The 18,238-nt window shown below is 60.7% G+C and carries 19 protein-coding genes; 8 read left to right on the top strand and 11 right to left on the bottom strand.

Going from position 1 to position 18,238, the window contains the following annotated elements; genetic code table 11:
- Nucleotides 1-39 precede the first annotated feature (39 nt).
- On the bottom strand, nt 40-831 hold the full coding sequence (locus tag ACM6I5_RS29150) for a dienelactone hydrolase family protein (RefSeq protein ID WP_414885169.1): 792 nt from the start codon (nt 829-831) through the stop codon (nt 40-42).
- Between the two features lie 145 nt (nt 832-976).
- Here ACM6I5_RS29150 and ACM6I5_RS29145 point away from each other — a divergent pair, with 145 nt between their 5' ends.
- The 3 genes from ACM6I5_RS29145 to ACM6I5_RS29135 all read left to right on the top strand — a co-directional run bounded on the left by ACM6I5_RS29145 (nt 977) and on the right by ACM6I5_RS29135 (nt 3,725).
- Complete coding sequence (locus ACM6I5_RS29145; protein WP_414885168.1) at nt 977-1,579, top strand: hypothetical protein; 603 nt, start codon at nt 977-979, stop codon at nt 1,577-1,579.
- 125 nt (nt 1,580-1,704) lie between these two features.
- Nucleotides 1,705-2,382 (top strand): response regulator, encoded by a 678-nt coding sequence (locus tag ACM6I5_RS29140; RefSeq protein ID WP_017340190.1) that lies wholly within the window; start codon nt 1,705-1,707, stop codon nt 2,380-2,382.
- Nucleotides 2,379-3,725, top strand: coding sequence for an ATP-binding protein (locus ACM6I5_RS29135; protein WP_414885167.1), 1,347 nt, complete (start codon nt 2,379-2,381; stop codon nt 3,723-3,725). The genes ACM6I5_RS29140 and ACM6I5_RS29135 overlap by 4 nt, the downstream gene beginning before the upstream one ends.
- A gap of 75 nt (nt 3,726-3,800) precedes the next feature.
- Here ACM6I5_RS29135 and ACM6I5_RS29130 read toward each other — a convergent pair whose 3' ends face one another.
- Entirely contained in the window at nt 3,801-4,799 is a 999-nt protein-coding gene (locus ACM6I5_RS29130) for an AraC family transcriptional regulator (RefSeq protein ID WP_017340188.1), read from the bottom strand.
- A gap of 337 nt (nt 4,800-5,136) precedes the next feature.
- On the opposite strand from ACM6I5_RS29130, the gene ACM6I5_RS29125 reads away from it, so the two are divergent.
- Entirely contained in the window at nt 5,137-6,471 is a 1,335-nt protein-coding gene (locus tag ACM6I5_RS29125) for a dicarboxylate/amino acid:cation symporter (RefSeq protein WP_017340187.1), read from the top strand.
- 145 nt (nt 6,472-6,616) lie between these two features.
- Nucleotides 6,617-7,798, top strand: a complete 1,182-nt coding sequence (locus ACM6I5_RS29120; protein ID WP_414885166.1) for a CaiB/BaiF CoA transferase family protein — start codon at nt 6,617-6,619, stop codon at nt 7,796-7,798.
- Nucleotides 7,799-7,918: 120 nt separating this feature from the next.
- Here ACM6I5_RS29120 and ACM6I5_RS29115 read toward each other — a convergent pair whose 3' ends face one another.
- Both ACM6I5_RS29115 and ACM6I5_RS29110 read right to left on the bottom strand, forming a co-directional pair.
- Nucleotides 7,919-8,413: a SprT family zinc-dependent metalloprotease gene (locus ACM6I5_RS29115; RefSeq protein WP_017340185.1), complete on the bottom strand. Its 495-nt coding sequence runs from the start codon at nt 8,411-8,413 to the stop codon at nt 7,919-7,921.
- A 148-nt stretch (nt 8,414-8,561) separates the two neighbouring features.
- The gene (locus ACM6I5_RS29110; RefSeq protein ID WP_017340184.1) at nt 8,562-9,164 is read right to left on the bottom strand and encodes a Yip1 family protein; all 603 of its coding nucleotides are present in this window, start codon (nt 9,162-9,164) and stop codon (nt 8,562-8,564) included.
- Nucleotides 9,165-9,586: 422 nt separating this feature from the next.
- Between ACM6I5_RS29110 and ttcA the strand changes: the two genes are divergently transcribed.
- Nucleotides 9,587-10,411, top strand: coding sequence for a tRNA 2-thiocytidine(32) synthetase TtcA (ttcA, locus tag ACM6I5_RS29105; RefSeq protein WP_414879081.1), 825 nt, complete (start codon nt 9,587-9,589; stop codon nt 10,409-10,411).
- A 124-nt stretch (nt 10,412-10,535) separates the two neighbouring features.
- The gene (locus ACM6I5_RS29100; RefSeq protein WP_414885165.1) at nt 10,536-11,210 is read left to right on the top strand and encodes a DNA-3-methyladenine glycosylase I; all 675 of its coding nucleotides are present in this window, start codon (nt 10,536-10,538) and stop codon (nt 11,208-11,210) included.
- Between the two features lie 99 nt (nt 11,211-11,309).
- Here the strand turns inward: ACM6I5_RS29100 and ACM6I5_RS29095 are convergent, their stop codons facing one another.
- The 3 genes from ACM6I5_RS29095 to arsC are packed head-to-tail and all read right to left on the bottom strand — an operon-like array spanning nt 11,310 to nt 12,683.
- Entirely contained in the window at nt 11,310-11,735 is a 426-nt protein-coding gene (locus ACM6I5_RS29095) for a DUF2069 domain-containing protein (RefSeq protein ID WP_414885164.1), read from the bottom strand.
- Between the two features lies 1 nt (nt 11,736).
- On the bottom strand, nt 11,737-12,333 hold the full coding sequence (gene wrbA / locus ACM6I5_RS29090; protein ID WP_017340180.1) for an NAD(P)H:quinone oxidoreductase: 597 nt from the start codon (nt 12,331-12,333) through the stop codon (nt 11,737-11,739).
- Nucleotides 12,330-12,683, bottom strand: coding sequence for an arsenate reductase (glutaredoxin) (gene arsC / locus ACM6I5_RS29085; RefSeq protein WP_017340179.1), 354 nt, complete (start codon nt 12,681-12,683; stop codon nt 12,330-12,332). Before arsC ends, wrbA begins: the two co-directional genes overlap by 4 nt.
- 114 nt (nt 12,684-12,797) lie before the next feature.
- On the opposite strand from arsC, the gene ACM6I5_RS29080 reads away from it, so the two are divergent.
- The gene (locus ACM6I5_RS29080; protein WP_017340178.1) at nt 12,798-13,265 is read left to right on the top strand and encodes a TlpA disulfide reductase family protein; all 468 of its coding nucleotides are present in this window, start codon (nt 12,798-12,800) and stop codon (nt 13,263-13,265) included.
- A 167-nt stretch (nt 13,266-13,432) separates the two neighbouring features.
- Here ACM6I5_RS29080 and ACM6I5_RS29075 read toward each other — a convergent pair whose 3' ends face one another.
- The 4 genes from ACM6I5_RS29075 to ACM6I5_RS29060 all read right to left on the bottom strand — a co-directional run bounded on the left by ACM6I5_RS29075 (nt 13,433) and on the right by ACM6I5_RS29060 (nt 18,160).
- Entirely contained in the window at nt 13,433-13,837 is a 405-nt protein-coding gene (locus tag ACM6I5_RS29075; protein WP_017340177.1) for an META domain-containing protein, read from the bottom strand.
- Entirely contained in the window at nt 13,837-14,271 is a 435-nt protein-coding gene (locus ACM6I5_RS29070) for a hypothetical protein (RefSeq protein WP_017340176.1), read from the bottom strand. Before ACM6I5_RS29070 ends, ACM6I5_RS29075 begins: the two co-directional genes overlap by 1 nt.
- Before the next feature lie 77 nt (nt 14,272-14,348).
- The gene (locus ACM6I5_RS29065) at nt 14,349-15,341 is read right to left on the bottom strand and encodes a 2-hydroxyacid dehydrogenase (protein ID WP_017340175.1); all 993 of its coding nucleotides are present in this window, start codon (nt 15,339-15,341) and stop codon (nt 14,349-14,351) included.
- Between the two features lie 65 nt (nt 15,342-15,406).
- Nucleotides 15,407-18,160, bottom strand: a complete 2,754-nt coding sequence (locus tag ACM6I5_RS29060) for a response regulator (protein WP_414879084.1) — start codon at nt 18,158-18,160, stop codon at nt 15,407-15,409.
- Between the last annotated feature and the right edge of the window lie 78 nt (nt 18,161-18,238).

Below are 18,238 nucleotides of genomic sequence, written 5' to 3'. Positions count from 1 at the left end.
CCCTCACCACAAAAGCCCACTGCTACAGGGTTTACCTACTCAGCTAAAAATCTTCTTGAAGAACGCCTGCATGTCCGCCCACGACTTTTCATCCGCGGCCTTGTTGTAACCAATATCCGGACCGCCATGATCGCCATGGCCCAGGCGATCCGCGTCCGGGTTGCTGAACCCGTGCTTGGCCCCCTCAAGGCTGACGAATTGGTAATCGGCCCCGGCCTTGTCCATCTCGGCCTTGAACGCCGCCACGTTATCTGCCGTGACCATGCTGTCCAGCGCCCCGTGCTCGACCAGGATTTTTGCCTTCACGCTGCCCGGGGTCGCCGGCGCTTTTGTCGCCAGCGCGCCGTGGAAACTCACGACGCCCGCCAGTGGCAAGCCTTGACGTGCCGCATTCAGTACCACCGCGCCGCCAAAGCAATAACCAATGGCAGCCACTTTGTCCGGATCGGTTTGCGCCTGTTTCTTCAACAGATCGAGCCCGGCCTGAAAGCGGGCGCTGGACGCAGCGCTGTCTTTCAACGCGGCCTGCATGAACGCCATGGCGTCCTTGGGATGTTCGGTGTTCTTGCCGTCGCCGTACATGTCGATGGCCAGCGCGCTGTAACCCAAACCGGCCAGATCACGGGCGCGACGCTTGGTGTAGTCGTTGAGCCCCCACCACTCGTGCACCACCACCACGCCCGGGCGTGGGCCTTTGATCGCGTCGTCGTAGGCGTAATAACCGATCAGCTTCGTGCCGTCGGGGCTCTGATAAGGAATCTCCAGAGTCTTGATAGCGGCCTGACTGAGCCCGCTCAAGGCCAGTAACAGCAAAGCGAGGAATACGCGCATCGTCGGATCTCCTGCAGAAAGTGGTTAAAACAGCCGGTGCGATTCGGTTCAGCTCAGGTTCAGAGTGCGTTCAGGGGGAGTTCAGGGCCAGGTGAGTAACCTTGCGCCATACCCGAAAAGCACAAGCGCATGAGGAAACTTCCCGATGACTACCTTCAAGAAACTGCTTCTGGCTTTCACCGTCTTGGGTGCAAGCGTAGCCGCCCACGCGGCGGACGATAACTTTGCCAGCCTTACTTTTGGACAGACCAGCGACAAGGTCAAAAAGTCCAACGCCCTGAACACCAACCTCAACAACCCGAACGCCGACGGCGTGATCGGCAAGGACAATACCTGGGGATTGCGTCTGGGCCAGCAAAACAGCCAGGGCCGCTACTACGCCACTTACGACAACGTGTCGGGCTCGCACAATGGCATTAAACTGCGTCAGGAAAACCTGCTGGGCAGCTACGATCTGTTCTATCCGGTAGGCGGCAGCACCCAACTGTTTGGCGGCGCCACGGCCGGTCTGACCAAACTGACCCAGGATTCCCCAGGCTTCAGCCGCGACAGCGACATCGGTTACGCCGTCGGCGGCCAATTGGGTGTGTTGCAACAGGTTTCGCAAAACACCTCGGTCGAACTGGGTTACCGTTACCTGCGCAGCAATGCCAGCACCGAGATGAGCGAGCGCGGTGGCAGCAAACAGGGCTCGCTGGACCTGACCAGCAGCGCCCAGACATACCTGTCCGCCAACTACGCTTTCTGAGAGGCATTGCCAGTCAGATAAGCGCAATTCATGTGGGGGCGGGCTTGCCCGCTCCCACATATTCCGCGGCTTAACTGCCTGACGAAACCAGCTGTTGGAGATATCGATTTGCGTAGGAGAGCGTCATGAAACTGCTGGTCGTCGAAGATGAAGCGCTGTTGCGCCATCACCTGCAAACCCGCCTGACGGACAGTGGCCACGTGGTCGAGTCCGTGGCCAACGCCGAAGAGGCGCTGTACCAGACCGAGCAGTTCAACCATGACCTGGCGGTGATCGACCTCGGTTTGCCGGGCATGGGTGGGCTCGATTTGATCCGCCAATTGCGTTCACGGGGCAAGGCCTTCCCGATCCTGATCCTCACCGCGCGCGGCAACTGGCAGGACAAAGTCGAAGGCCTGGCCGCCGGTGCCGACGATTACGTGGTCAAGCCGTTCCAGTTCGAGGAGCTGGATGCGCGCCTGAATGCCTTGTTGCGCCGCTCCAGCGGCTTCACCCAGTCGACCATCGTCGCCGGGCCGTTGCTGCTTGACCTCAACCGCAAACAGGCGTCCCTCGACGAACAGCCGCTGGCGCTGACCGCGTATGAGTACCGGATTCTCGAGTACCTGATGCGTCACCACCAGCAAGTGGTGGCCAAGGACCGCTTGATGGAACAGCTCTACCCGGACGACGACGAGCGCGATCCGAACGTGATCGAAGTGCTGGTCGGCCGTCTGCGCCGCAAACTCGAGGGGCCGGCCGGATTCAAGCCGATCGACACCGTGCGAGGCCTCGGCTACCTGTTCAATGAGCGCTGCACTTGATTCGTTCTCTTCGTGTCCGTTTGATGCTTGCCGCCACCCTGTTGGCGGTGTTGTTCATGCTGGCGTTGTTGCCGGCGATGCAGGGCGCGTTCAGTCTCGCGTTGCAGGATTCCATCGAGCAACGCCTGGCGTCGGACGTCACCACGCTGATCTCCGCCGCCCGGGTCGAGGGCAATCACCTGCAGATGCCGGCGCAGTTGCCCGATGAGCGCTTCAACCTCACCGACAGCCGTTTGCTCGGCTACATCTATGACCGCGAAGGGCACCTGGTGTGGCGCTCGAAGGGTACTCGGGAAGAGAACATCAATTACAAACCGCGTTATGACGGGCGCGGTAACGAGTTCGCGAGGATCAGAGAAGCCGACGGTCAGGAATTCTTCGTCTATGACGTCGAAGTCAAACTGCTCGGCGGCAAAAGTGCGGCGTTCAGCATCGTTGCGCTGCAACCGGTGCGCGAGTACGAAGTCACCCTCGAGGGGCTGCGGGAAAATCTTTACCTCGGCTTCGGCGCCGCGCTGCTGGTGCTGCTCGCCTTGCTGTGGATCGGCCTGACCTGGGGTTTGCAGGCGCTGCGTCGGCTCAGCCAGGAACTCGACGAAATCGAAAGCGGCACCCGCGAAAGCCTCAGCGAACAGCACCCGCGGGAACTGCTGCGCCTGACCGGCTCCCTCAACCGCTTGCTGCACAGCGAGCGTGAACAACGCAGCCGTTATCGCGATTCCCTCGACGATCTGGCCCACAGCCTGAAAACCCCGTTGACCGTGTTGCAGGGGGTTAGCGAGGACATGGCGCAGCGCCCGGAGGATCGTGATCAGGCCTGGGTGCTGCAAACCCAGATCGAGCGTATGAGCCAACAGATCAGCTATCAGTTGCAGCGCGCCAGCCTGCGCAAAAGCGGTCTGGTGCGCCATCAGGTGCGGCTGCGGCCGGTGCTGCAAAGCCTCTGCGATACGCTGGACAAGGTCTACCGCGACAAGCGCGTGCGGGTGGCCTTCGATCTTCCGGAACACTGTTATGTGCCGATCGAGCAGGGTGCCTTGCTGGAAATGCTGGGCAACTTGCTGGAGAACGCCTATCGCCTGTGCCTCGGCGAAGTGCGCATCAGCGTGCGCGAAACCTTGAGCGGGATCGAGTTGTGCGTCGAGGACGACGGGCCGGGTGTGCCGCCGGATCAGCGTGCGCGGATTCTGCAGCGCGGCGAGCGGCTGGACCGTCAGCATCCGGGGCAGGGGATCGGGTTGGCGGTGGTCAAGGACATCATCGAGAGCTACAACGCCAAGTTGACCCTGGGTGATTCACCCATGGGCGGTGCAGCGTTCCGGATTCATTTTCCGGTGGCTTGACCTGAATTCATTAGTGTTCTTTCGGGCCTCTTCGCGGGCAAGCCCGCGTGAGGCCCGTAAATTCACTACAAAAAATCAGCTCTCCTGGGCGCGATAAGCCCCCGGTGTCAGCCCGGTCCACTTCTTGAACGCCCGGTGAAACGCCGAAGGCTCGGAAAACCCCAACTGCTCGGCGATCTGCTGCAACGACAGGTCCGCACGACCCAAGTGATAAATCGCGATGTCCCGGCGCAACTGATCCTTCAACTCCTGAAAACTCGAGCCCTCTTCACGCAAATGCCGACGCAGCGTCTGCGGGCTGATGTGCAGATGGGCGGCCACCGTTTCCAGGTCCGGCCAGCGAGCGCTGTCGCGGCTGAGCAAGCGGCGCAACTGACTGCTCAGGCTGTCTCCGTCGTCGGGGCGCGACAACAGGTCGGCGGGTGAGCGTTCGAGGAAATGCTTGAGGGTGCGCTCGTCCTGCAACAACGGCATATGCAGGTAGCGACTGTGGAATACCAGGCTGCTCTGCGCCGCCGAAAATTCCATCGGGCAGGGGAACAGCAAGTCGTATTCGGCGCCGTGCGCGGGTCGCGGGTAACTGAACGTCGCCTGCTCCAGCCGGATGCGCTGGCCGATCAGCCAGCTGCCGAGGCGATGCCAGACCATCAACTGGCTCTCGGTGAGGAAATGGTCCGGGTCGCAAAACTGCGAATCGTCGAGGCTCAGGCGGATCATTTCGTCTTCGCGGGTCAGGGCCAGACGTGGACCACCGGGGAATAGGCTGTAAAACAGTAAGCCGCGATGCAGTGCCCTATCGAGATTGCGGCAGTGAATCAGCGCATGGCACATCATCGCGAAACTGCCGGTTTTACTCGGGACCGGCCCGAAGCCGAGGTACTCGTCGTCGAGTGCCAGCCACAATCCCTGGATCAAACGGGTGAACTGCTCAGGCGCAATGCGCGCACGCGGTTCTTCCAGCAACTCGGGGCTGATACCGAGTTGTTGCAACAGGTTTGAACAATCATGACCCAGCCGACGCGCGCCACCGAGGGCGGCACGGGCGAAATGACTGGCAATGGTGCGTTCGCGCATAGAAGGCAGGTCCGTCTATTGAACGACGGATGGTAGTCGTCGGGTCCGGCAATGGACAAGGCGGATATCCGCCAAATTGCAGGACGAGGTTGGGCGGATGGGCGGAAATCCGCCACTGTTGTTTAGCGAATCTATAACGCGTTGAACCTGTAACCCCTGATGTCAAAGGCTTGCGGTTGTTTTGGCCAAGGTGGCACGCCACTTGCGATACAACGAGCAGAAGCCTGCCGTTGCGCAGCTCGACAAAACAAATCCCTCCAGTGCAGGAGGGTTCGCAAATGAGGGCTCGTTGACAACAGATGGATGTTGTCTCGGGACACTCTTGAGGAACTTTGCAATGACGACTCGTCAGCCACTGTACAAATCCCTGTATTTCCAGGTGATCGTTGCCATCGCCATCGGCATCCTGCTTGGTCACTTCTACCCGCAGACCGGTGTGGCCCTCAAGCCGCTGGGTGACGGGTTCATCAAACTGATCAAAATGGTCATCGCGCCAATCATCTTCTGTACGGTCGTCAGCGGTATCGCCGGCATGCAGAACATGAAATCGGTCGGCAAGACCGGCGGTTATGCGCTGTTGTACTTCGAAATCGTTTCCACTATCGCCTTGCTGATCGGTCTGGTCGTGGTCAACGTCGTGCAACCGGGCGCCGGCATGCACATCGACGTAACGACTCTGGACACCAGCAAAATCGCTGGCTTCATCTCGGCCGGTAAAGACCAGAGCATCGTCGCCTTTATCCTCAATGTGATCCCGAACACCATCGTCGGCGCTTTCGCCAACGGCGATATCCTGCAAGTTCTGATGTTCTCGGTGATCTTCGGTTTCGCCCTGCATCGCCTGGGTGCATACGGCAAGCCGGTCCTGGACTTTATCGATCGCTTCGCTCACGTGATGTTCAACATCATCAACATGATCATGAAGCTCGCGCCGGTCGGTGCCTTCGGTGCCATGGCCTTCACCATTGGTGCTTACGGTGTGGGCTCGCTGGTACAGCTTGGTCAACTGATGATCTGCTTCTACATCACCTGCGTCCTGTTCGTGCTCGTCGTACTGGGCGGCATCTGCCGCGCACACGGCTTCAGCGTGATCAAATTGATTCGCTACATCCGTGAAGAACTGCTGATCGTGCTGGGTACTTCGTCTTCAGAATCGGCTTTGCCACGCATGCTGATCAAGATGGAACGCCTGGGTGCACAGAAATCCGTTGTGGGTCTGGTGATTCCTACGGGTTATTCGTTCAACCTCGACGGTACTTCGATCTACCTGACCATGGCCGCTGTGTTCATCGCTCAGGCGACCGACACCCATATGGACATCACCCACCAGATCACCCTGTTGCTGGTGCTGTTGCTGTCCTCCAAAGGTGCTGCGGGCGTAACCGGCAGCGGCTTCATCGTGCTGGCCGCCACCCTGTCCGCCGTTGGCCACCTGCCGGTTGCCGGCCTGGCGCTGATCCTTGGTATCGACCGCTTCATGTCCGAAGCCCGTGCACTGACCAACCTGGTTGGTAACGCTGTTGCGACCCTGGTCGTGGCCAAGTGGGTGAACGAGCTGGACGAAGACAAGCTGCAAGTAGAGCTGGCTTCCGGTGGTCGCGGTATCTCCGACACTCGTGAAGAAGACGACCTGGGCGTGGCCGAAGGCCCAACCCCAAGCAACGTCAAGTAACACGCGTTGTCATGAAGAAACCCGCTTCGGCGGGTTTTTTCATGCCTGCGATTTGAGCGTAACGGTCACAGTTGCTGACACATCAGGTGATTGCTGCAATCGCGTTGCCTGCCTAGGCTGGAAGCATCGTTCACGGAGATCGCTCATGCTCGGCCCACTGGCATCACTCAAGGTTCTGGATTTCTCGACACTGCTGCCGGGGCCGTTTGCCTCGCTGTTACTGGCCGACATGGGCGCCGAGGTGTTGCGCATCGAATCGCCGACCCGCATGGACCTGCTGCGTGTGCTGCCGCCCCATGACCAGGGCGTGTCGGCCAGTCACGCCTACCTCAATCGCAACAAACGCAGCCTCGCACTGGACCTCAAGCAGCCCGAGGCGCTGGAGATCATCAAGCAGTTGTTGCAGGACTACGACATTGTCCTGGAACAGTTCCGCCCCGGCGTCATGGAACGCCTGGGTCTGGGCTATGAAGCGCTGAAGGCGATCAATCCGAAGCTGATCTACGTGTCGATCACCGGTTACGGGCAAACCGGCCCCTACAAGGACCGCGCCGGCCACGACATCAATTACCTGGCGCTGTCGGGGCTGGCGAGCTACACCGGCCGCGTCGAGAACGGTCCGTTACCCTTGGGCATGCAGGTGGCGGATGTCGCCGGTGGCTCGTTGCACGGCGTGATAGGCCTGCTGGCAGCGGTGATCGCCCGGCAGCAGAGCGGGTTGGGGCAACATCTGGATGTGAGCATGACCGACTGCGCGTTCAGCCTGAACGCCATGGCCGGTGCAGGTTATCTGGCCTGCGGCGAGGAGCCGGGCAGGGAAGATCAGATGCTCAATGGCGGCAGCTTTTACGATTATTACCGGTCGCGGGATGGCCGCTGGTTATCGGTGGGCAGTCTGGAGCCGGCCTTCATGAAACAGCTGTGCACGGCGTTGGGGCTTGAGGAGTTGGCGGCCCTGGGCTTGTCGCCTCAACCTGCCCAGCAAAAGAAGCTCAAGGACGCGCTGAAGACCGAATTCGAGAAACACGATTTTGCCGAGTTGTGTGCGCTGTTTTCCGAAATGGACGCGTGCGTCGAGCCGGTGTTGACCTTGAGCGAAGCGGTCCGGCATCCGCAGTTGAGCGCTCGGGACGTGGTGACCGAGGTGCCGCGGGGGGACGGGACAAGCCAGGCGCAGATGGCGTGTCCGTTGAAATTTTCGGACGGGTTGCCCGAGCCTCGGCATATGGGTGCGGCGCTGGGGCAGCATACGGATCAGGTGTTGGGGGAGTTGGGATTGGGTGCTGAGCGGATTGCCGAGTTGCGGCGTGCCAAGGTGATTCTTTAGTGACTGTAAGGCCGCCATCGCCAGCAGGCTGGCTCCCACAATGGATCTATGGCGTATCAATGATTCCCTGTGGGAGCCAGCCTGCTGGCGATGAGGTCGGCCCAAACACCACAAATCCAGCTACTCGACCCGCATCTCTCCACTGAACACCAACGTGTTCCGGCATCGGCGGCACAAATACCGCCGCCCCTGTCGCACCAGGCTGTGCCGCTGCGCCGAAAACGGAAAATCACTGCCGGCGCACGGGCACCTGTAGATATAGCGGGTCACGCTGCGACGCTTGACGTCATAGGTGTGGCAACGATTGGGCGGCAATTCATACACGCCGCGCATGATCAGTTGCCATTCCTCACCGTGAGGCTGAATACGATCGCCAAACAGTTGATGAGCAATCAGGTGTGCGACCTCATGGGCCACGGTCTGTTTGAGGAAGTCTTCGGTGTTTTCCCGGTACAACTGCGGATTGAAGCGCAGCAGGTTCTCGTGCAGATGCGCGACGCCGGCTTTCTGCCCGCGCAGCTTGAGGCTCACCACGGGGCGTTTGAAGGTTCGTTTGAAAAAGGATTCGGCTTGTTGGAAACAGTCTTCGACGCGGGTATTGAGTTGCTCGGGCATGCTTGATGGATCTCCAGAGACGTCGAGTATGCCGCAACCTTCGTGGCTTGCGAATCGCTCAGGTGCCGAGTGGTCGTTCCCCCCACGCATTAGAAGGCCGCCTTGCGGCGGCCTGAGTTGGCAGATCTTGTTTTTGGGTGGTGTGTTGCTAATTCGTATAGACCGGCCCCACGCCGAGTCCCCAGACAATCACCGTGAACGCCATAATGGCCACCAGCACCACCAGCCCTACGGCGAGCACCGAACTCGAAAACAGGAATCCCTCGTCCGATGGAATGTTCATGAAAGTGGGTAGCCCCACATACAGCAGGTACACCGTGTAGCAGATGGCCGCCGTTCCGACGATCATCCCCAGCCACATGTGTGGGTAAAGCGCCGCGAGGCCGCCAATGAACAGCGGGGTCGCGGTATAGGTCGCAAACGCAACGCAACGGGCCAGGCTCGGATTGGCGTCATAGGTGCGCGCCATCCAGTGGATGAACGCACCCATCACGGCAACGCCGCCGAGCATCGCCAGGTACGACATGATCGTCATCCATAGCGCGCTTTCTGTCGTCAACATCACCGGCGCTCGATTGCCGATGACCCAGCCGACCTGTGTGGTGCCGATAAACGCCGACACGGCGGGGATCGCCGCCAGAATCAGCGTGTGGGTCAGGTACATGTGGCTGATGCTTTCCTCTTGGTCGCCACGGATTTCTTTCCATTCCTGGTCGGGGTGGGTGAAGAGCCCCACTACGTGATGGATCATGCCAGTCACTCCTCTTGTTTTTACCGTCGCCCCCCAGCGGAGCGCCTACAGGCCAAAGTGGCCAAGTAAGTAAAGGTCTGGATATGTGTGCGACCTTATGTCGCAGTATAGAAAGGAGTTACTTGCAATAGTGCAGAGGCGTTAGAGCAAATCGCGCTGTAAACACAGCTGTTAATTGCCGCTGGGACTTGTACACCCTCCTGTGGCGAGGGAGCTTGCTCCCGCTCGGCTGCGCAGCAGTCGCAAAAACAGCCGACGCGGTATACCTGACACAACGAGGGTGGATGGTTTGGAGCCGCTGCGCGACCCGGCGGGAGCAAGCTCCCTCACCACAGAGGGGTATGCTGGGTTCAGGCTATTCGCCGAAAGCGGGTTTTTGCGTAAAATGCCGGCCTTTCGTCACACCTCACGGATTTCGCGTCATGGGCACTCTCACGGTCAACCAGAACAAACTGCAAAAGCGCCTTCGCCGTCAGGCCGGTGAGGCCGTTGCCGATTTCAACATGATTGAAGACGGCGACAAGGTCATGGTCTGCCTGTCCGGTGGCAAGGACAGCTACACCATGCTCGATGTGCTGATGCATTTGCAGAAGGTCGCGCCGATCAGGTTCGAGATCGTCGCCGTGAACATGGACCAGAAGCAGCCGGGTTTCCCTGAAGACGTGCTGCCGGCTTATCTCAAGACCCTGGGCATCGAATACCACATCGTCGAGAAAGACACTTACTCGGTGGTCAAGGAGCTGATCCCGGAAGGCAAGACCACCTGTTCGCTGTGCTCACGCCTGCGTCGTGGCACGCTCTACACCTTTGCCGATGAAATCGGCGCGACCAAAATGGCCCTCGGTCATCATCGCGACGACATCGTCGAGACGTTCTTCCTCAACATGTTCTTCAACGGCTCGCTCAAGGCCATGCCGCCGAAGCTGCGTGCCGACGACGGCCGCAACGTGGTGATCCGCCCGCTGGCCTACTGCAACGAAAAAGACATTCAGGCCTACTCGGACTTCAAGCAGTTCCCGATCATCCCGTGCAACCTCTGCGGTTCTCAGGAAAACCTGCAGCGTCAGGTGGTCAAGGAAATGCTGCAGGACTGGGAGCGCAAGACGCCGGGCCGTACCGAAAGCATATTCCGCAGCCTGCAGAATGTGATCCCGTCGCAACTGGCGGACCGCAACCTGTTCGACTTCACCAGCCTCAAGATCGATGAAACGGCGGCTTCGCGCTTCGTCAACGTTTTAAACCTCTAAACACAATCATTGTGGGAGCCAGCCTGCTGGCGAGAGCGGTGGGGCAGACGTTGACTGTCCCGCCGCCATCGCCAGCAGGCTGGCTCCCACAAGTGGTCTATTTACTTACTCGTCAGGAGAGGGCATGCGCGATTACAAGTGGCTGCACGAATACTGTCTGAACCGCTTCGGTTCAGCAGCTGAACTGGAAGCCCATCTGCCCGTTCCCAAGACCGCGGCGCAATTGCGCAAGATCAGCGACGACCGCTACCTCTCGACCATGGCGCTGCGCGTGTTCCGCGCCGGGCTCAAGCACAGCCTGGTGGACGCCAAGTGGCCGGCCTTCGAAGAAGTGTTCTTCAAGTTCGACCCGGAAAAAGTCGTGCTGATGAGCGCCGAACACCTTGAACGCCTGATGCAGGACGCGCGAATCATCCGCCACCTCGGCAAACTCAAGAGCGTGCCGCGCAATGCGCAGTTCGTGCTGGACGTGGCGCATGAGCAGGGCAGCTTTGGCGCGTTGATCGCTGATTGGCCGGTGATGGATATCGTCGGGTTGTGGACGTACCTGAAAAAACGCGGGCATCAACTGGGTGGGTTGTCGGCACCGCGGTTCTTGCGGATGGTCGGCAAGGACACGTTTGTGCCGAGCTACGATGTGGTGGCGGCGTTGAACGCGCAGAAGATCGTCGACAAGGTACCGACCAGCCTGCGGGACCTGGCGACGGTGCAGGGGGTGTTCAATCAGTGGCATGAGGAAAGCGGTGGGCGGCCGATGAGCCAGATTTCAATGATGCTGGCTTACACCGTCAATCATTGATACCGAGTTGTTGCCATCGCCAGCAGGCTGGCGCCCACAGGGGACTTGTGTACGCCACAGATCCAATGTGGGAGCCCGCCTGCTGGCGATTGCTATCTGTCAGGCGGCGGAGGTCTCGCCTTCACCCGCCAACTTGCGGTTCAACTGAAACCGCCACCGCACATACAGCAGCGCCGAACAAAACACCGCCAGGCTCGCGCCCATCTCCAGCAAGCCGAACAGCTGTCGGTTCGGGTCATACGCGGCCAGTGCGCCCTTGATGAAATACAGGTTCACCACAAAGCACATCCACGAATGCCCGCGCGCGCTGCCGATGATCATCCCCGGCGCCAGCAACAGCAGCGGCACCAGTTCGATCAGCAAAATCACCCACGGTCGCGCGCCATGCAGGTCAGCGACCATCAGGTAGTAGACGCAGAGCAATCCCACCAGACCGAAGTAGCACAGCAGATTGATGACGCGCATCGCCCGAACCCGTGGTTCGAGCCATTCAATGGAAGGCAGCACCTTCGGCTTTTTGGCCATGTCAGCCCACCAACTTTTGCGCAGTCTTCGCCAGCCGCAGACCCAAGGCCCGGCACAGCGCCACTTCATGTTCATTCAAACCGAGTTTGCCATCGGCGCCGGCGTGATGACTGGCGCCGTACGGCGTGCCGCCGCCACGGGTTTCCAGCAGCGCGGATTCGCTGTAAGGCAGGCCGGTGATCAGCATGCCGTGGTGCAGCAACGGCAGCATCATCGACAACAGCGTGGTTTCCTGGCCGCCATGCAGGCTCGCGGTGGAGGTGAACACACCGGCCGGTTTGCCCACCAGGGCACCGGTCAGCCACAGGTTGCTGGTGCCGTCGAGGAAATACTTGAGCGGTGCAGCCATGTTGCCGAAGCGCGTCGGACTGCCAAGGGCCAGGCCGGCGCAGTTTTTCAGGTCGTCGAGGCTGGCGTACAGTGCGCCTTCGTCCGGAATGTCCGGTGACACCGCTTCGCATTCGGTGGAGATTGCCGGCACGGTGCGCAGGCGCGCTTCCATCCCGGCCTGCTCGACACCACGGGCGATCTGCCGGGCCATTTCATTGGTCGAGCCGCTGCGGCTGTAATACAGAACCAGAATGTACGGCGCGCTCACGGCAGCAACTCCAGCACGTTCTCCGGCGGACGGCCGATGATGGCTTTGTCGCCGACTTCGAGAATCGGCCGCTCCATGAGTTTCGGGTGTGCAGCGATGGCGGCGATCAATTGCGCCTCGCTCAGGCTGGCGTCGGCGAGGTTGAGGGTTTTGTACTCGTCCTCACCCGTGCGCAGCAGTTGCCGGGCGTTGAGGCCGAGCTTTTTCAGCAGGCCCTGCAATTGCGGGGCGTCCAGCGGGGTCTCGAGGTAGCGGACCACGGTCGGGGTCAGGCCACGGGCTTCGAGCAGTTCGAGCGCACCGCGGGATTTCGAGCAGCGCGGGTTGTGATAAAGCGTCAGATCGGTCATGGGCGGGTCGCATCTTGCGTAAGGTGGCGGCTATTCTAACTGTGCAGCGCGTAATCCAGAACCTTGGGAGGCGATGGGTCGCAGGCGCATTCAATTTTGAACAAGGATCACGACATGACAAGGCGACTGGCAGCGGCACTGGCGATCTTCGGAACGCTGATACTGGGGGGCTGCGGCAACGACTATGGCATCGATCAGAACGGCCATAAAGTCGCCGCCGAACGTCTGGACAAACAATGGCTGGTGCTCAATTACTGGGCCGAATGGTGTGGTCCGTGCCGGACCGAGATCCCGGAACTGAACGGGCTGGCCGATCAGTTGAAGGACAGGAAGATCGGTGTGTTCGGGGTCAACTTCGACAATGTGCAGGGCGAAGAGCTGAAAACTGCCAGTGAGAAACTGGGGATCCGGTTCACTGTGTTGGCGTCGGATCCGGCGGAGCTGTTTGAATTGCCGCGCAGCGAGGCGTTGCCGGTGACGTACATCATCGATAACAAGGGCAAGGTGCGCGAACAGCTGATGGGCGAGCAGACGGCGGCGGGGGTGATGGCGAAGCTTGAGGCGTTGCAGGCGACCAACTGATTACGCAGGGGCTTTTGTGGACAGGGGGCTTTTGTGGTGAGGGGATTTATCCCCGTTGGGTCGCGAAGGGCCCCAAAAAAGGGACTGCTGCGCAGTCCAACGGGGATAAATCCCCTCGCCACAAAAGCTCCTGCCACAGTAAATCACCTGGGTTCGGCAGAGGGGATTTACCCCTCTTCAAGCCACCAACGCAACGGCTTGCCTTCAGCCGGCCAGAAGCGCATCTGGTCGATTGGCGAAACATCCCAGCGCTGTACGTTTTCCAGGGCCTGGAGGAAGCGCTTTTCCTGTTCCATGAGCGCTGGCGCGCACAGTTTGCGAGTACTGCCGACCTTGCCGAAGCTCAGCTTGTCGCCGTCGAGCGTGTACGGTGCGAACCAGTGATTGCAGCCGCCATTGCCGTAGGCGCGACCGTCTTCACCGAGGGTGACGGTCAGGTGGCTGTAATCCATCAGCGGACGTTCGCCGATCCATTCCAGAATGTAGCTGCGATTCTGCTGCAATTGCACCGGTTCAGCGGCGCAGCCCAGCAGGCTGGCGCCGACCATCGCGGTCAGGGCAAGGCGTTTCATCACGCAGGCTCCTGGCATTTCGGGCACAGGTGTTTCTCGCCGACCGACTTCCAGCCCAACTCCGCAATCCGCGCAGTAGCGGCGGGTTTTTCGGCCTTGTTGCCCAGCTTGGCATCCACCGCGAACTCGAAGCTGAGCTCTTTGGCACAACTGTCGCAGTTGACTTTCCAGGTGTGGATCGCCAGTTCGCCGAACACCGGGCCACTGGCCACCGCGACCCATTGGCCGGGCGGGTTGATCAGGTGGCGAACCGTTTCGACGGTCAGGCGCATGGACAAGTCCTTGGCACCTTTGAGGGTCACGACCAGCACGTCATTGTTGCGTATCGAGCCACCGTTGCCGGTGACTTGATAACGCCCCGGCACCAGGGCGCGGCATTCGGTGAGGGTGTGTTGCGGGTTCATCAGGCTATAGCGGAAATCGTGTTCGACCATGGGTCCTCCAAATATGCGCGGCATGCTAGCACGGACATCGACGCCGCACCGCGCAGGGAAGTGACCTTCGATCCGGTTCAGCCAGCCTCGACCTGATTTTGCAGATTGCCCGCCGCCCAGGCTGCAATGTTCTGCAACGTTGTCGCGGCAATGGCGCCCAGGGCTTCATGGGTGAGGAAGGCCTGGTGTGCGGTGACGATCACATTCGGGAAGGTCAGCAGGCGTGCCAGCACATCATCCTGCAACGGCAAATCGGATCGGTCCTCGAAGAACAGCTGCGCTTCCTCCTCATACACGTCCAGCCCCAGATAACCGAGTTGACCATCCTTCAACGCGTCGATCAGCGCTGGCGTGTCCACCAGACCGCCACGCCCGGTGTTGATCAACATGGCACCAGGTTGCATGTGCGCCAGTGATTCGCGGTTGATCAGGTGTTTGCTCTGTGCGTTGAGCGGGCAATGCAGGCTGATGATCTGCGACTCGGCCAGCAGCTGCGGCAAGCTCAGATAACGTGCGCCTAGGGCTTCGACCTGCGGATTGGGGTAAGGGTCGTAAGCCAGTAGCTCACAGCCGAAACCGTTCATGATTTTCGCGAAGGTCGCGCCGATCTGCCCCGTGCCGACTACGCCGACCGTCTTGCCCACCAGGTCAAACCCGGTCAGCCCATGGAGGCTGAAATCCCCTTCGCGAGTTCGGTTGTAGGCGCGATGCAGGCGCCGGTTGAGCGCCAGGATCAACGCCACCGCATGCTCGGCCACGGCATGGGGCGAGTAGGCCGGAACCCGCACGACCGACAACCCCAGACGCTTCGCTACCGCAAGGTCGACATGGTTGTACCCGGCCGAACGCAGGGCTATCAGGCGTGTGCCGCCGGCCGCAAGACGTTCGAGCACCGGCGCACTGAGGTCATCATTGATGAAAGCGCAGACCACCTCGTGATGTTCCGCCAGCGCCGCCGTGTCCAGGCTCAGTCGCGCGGATTGAAAGTGCAGCTCGATGCCGGCGGGGAGGTCGGCGTCGAGAAAACTGTCGCGGTCGTAGGTCTGGCTGCTGAAAAGAATCGTACGCATATTTTTCTCCTTGTCCCGATCCTGTGGGAGCCTGGCGCAGTGGTGTCCGGCCTCCTTGCGCTGCGTCAAGCATTTATACGGGCATGAGCCGCCAGGCGATTGATGGCGCGGTCGAGATCTTCCAGTGCGCCGGGCGCTTTCGGGTCTTGTTGCTTGAGCAGGGTTTCGCTGCGCTGGCAGGCCGCGCGCAGTTGCGGCACGCCGCAATAACGGGTCGCGCCATGCAGGCGATGCACCCGTTCGATCAAGGCATTGTGGTCGTTGATCTCGCGGGCCACGCGGATCGCTTCGCGGTCGGCTTCCAGGGACGCCAGCAACATCGCCAGCATGTCCGCTGCCAGATCCGCCTTGCCGGCAGCCAGGCGCAACCCTTCTTCGTGATCCAGCACCTGCAACTCGTGGCTGCCGCCATGGCTGTCGCTGGAACGATCCGGCCCTTGATTGCGCAGCGCCAGGCCGGTCCACTTCAACACCACCTGCGCCAGTTGCCGTTCGCTGATCGGCTTGGTCAGGTAATCGTCCATGCCGCTTTGCAGCAGCGCGCGTTTTTCGTTGGCCATGGCGTGGGCGGTGAGGGCCACGATCGGCAATGGCGTGCAATGCCGTTCGCTTTCCCACTGGCGAATGGTTTCGGTGCTCTGGCGCCCGTCCATGCCGGGCATCTGCACGTCCATCAACACCAGATCGAACGTCTCGGTCTGCACCGCTTTGACCGCGGCGTAACCGCTTTCCACTGCGAGAACCTTGGCGCCCAGGTCTTCAAGCAGGGTTTGCACCAGCAACAGATTGGCCGGGTTGTCGTCCACACACAGCACCTTCGGCGCACGGCTGGACACCGGTTCGCCGGGGTCGCTGCGTTGCTGGCGCGGATTGACCAGATCGGACAAGGCCCGGCGCAGCTTGCGGGTGCAGGCCGGTTTGGCTTGAAGCTGGCTGTGCGGGTTGGGCACCGAAAGGTGAAACAGCGTCTGTTCGGTGGTCGGGCACAGCACCAGCACCTTGCAGCCGAGGTGTTCGAGGTCCCAGATGTGCTGGTTCAGGCGTTCCGGCGGCATGTCGTTGCTGGTGATGCCGAGCACGGCGAGATCGATCGCCTGATCGGTCTGGTGCGCGCCGGTCACGCCATTGGTCAGGCTTTCCAGGGTGTTGAACGGCGTCACTTCCAGGCCACAGTCTTCCAGTTGATGCTGCAACGCCTGACGCGCCAGTTCGTGGTTCTCCAGCACGGCCACGCGACGCCCGAGCAGCGGCGGACCGGGCAGGTCTTCGGCATCGTCACGGGTTTTCGGCAGGCTCAGGCTGATCCAGAATTCGGAGCCTTCGCCCGGTGTGCTGTCGACGCCGATCTCGCCGCCCATCTGTTCGATCAAACGCTTGGAAATCACCAATCCCAAACCGGTGCCGCCGGGTTGCCGGGACAGCGAGTTGTCGGCCTGGCTGAAAGCCTGGAACAGCGCCCGCACGTCCTCGTTCGACAGGCCGATGCCGGTGTCCTGAATGCTGATGCGCAGCTGCACGCTGTCTTCGTGTTCTTCTTCGAGCATGGCGCGGGCGACGATCGTGCCTTCGCGGGTGAACTTGATTGCGTTGCTCACCAGGTTGGTGAGGATCTGCTTGAGTCGCAGCGGATCGCCGACCAGCGACAGCGGCGTGTCGCGATACACCAGGCTCACCAGCTCCAGCTGTTTGGCGTGGGCGGCCGGGGCGAGGATGGTCAGGGTGTCCTGGAGCAAATCGCGCAGGTTGAACGGAATATGGTCGAGCACCAGCTTGCCGGCCTCGATTTTCGAGAAGTCGAGGATCTCGTTGATGATCCCCAGCAGGCTGTCGGCGGATTTCTCGATGGTGCCCAGGTAATCGAGCTGGCGCGGGGTCAGCTCGCTTTTTTGCAGCAGGTGGGTGAAACCGAGAATGCCGTTGAGCGGCGTGCGGATTTCATGGCTCATGTTGGCCAGGAACTCGGATTTGATCCGGCTCGCTTCCAGGGCCTCTTTACGCGCCAGGTCCAGCTCGATGTTCTGGATTTCGATGGTTTCCAGATTCTGGCGCACGTCTTCGGTGGCCTGGTCGATGCTGTGCTGCAATTCTTCCTGGGCGTTTTGCAGGGTGCCGGCCATACGGTTGATGCCGGACGCGAGCTCATCCAGCTCCTGACTGCCGAGCGGCGGCAGGCGGGTTTCCAGATGGCCATCCTTGAGTTGCGCCACCGCTTGCTTGATCTGGCTCAGCGGCCGGTTGATGGTCCGGCCCATGCGCAACGCCAGCAGCGCCGCACCGGCGAGGCCCGCGCCGATCAATAAAAGGCTGGCGAACAGGCTGCGATAACCGCGCAGCAGCATGCCGTTGTGGGACAGTTCGAGTTCGACCCAGCCCAGCAGGCGGTCGGCTTCCTCGGGAATCAGGTCGCCGGCCAGATTGCGATGCTTGCCGAACACTGGCAGCAGGTAACGCGTCGCATCATTGCCACTGCGGCGCAGCATCTGCGAGCCATTGCCCAATGGCGCCTGATTGAGCATGGTCGGACCGGCATGGGCGAGCAGCGTACGGTCCGGGGCGAGGAACGTCACCGCGCGCACGTCTGCGGTTTCCAGGGATTGCGTGGCGATGCGTTCCAGCAGTTCGGTGTCCTTGTGACCCATGGCCGGGGCCACGAGAGGCGCGAGCTGCTCGGCGATCATTTCGCCACGCTGCATGAGTTGGGTCTGCAGGTCGGACTGCTGCATCCAGGTGAAATAACCGCCCAGCACCAGGGCCATCAGGCTGGTCGGAAGCAAGGTCAGCAACAGCACGCGGCCTTTAATTCCCAGTTTCTTGAGCACGCCTTTCTCCTGCATCCAGCCATTTAGGACCTGCGCGTACATCCGGCACGCGCCACTTGCGCAGTGTAGCGATTTGCT

The organism is Pseudomonas sp. IT-P171, assembly GCF_949767765.1.
GTDB lineage: Bacteria > Pseudomonadota > Gammaproteobacteria > Pseudomonadales > Pseudomonadaceae > Aquipseudomonas > Aquipseudomonas fluorescens_B.
Note: the sequence above shows the minus strand (reverse complement) of the source record. Positions and strands in the feature narration are given on the sequence as shown.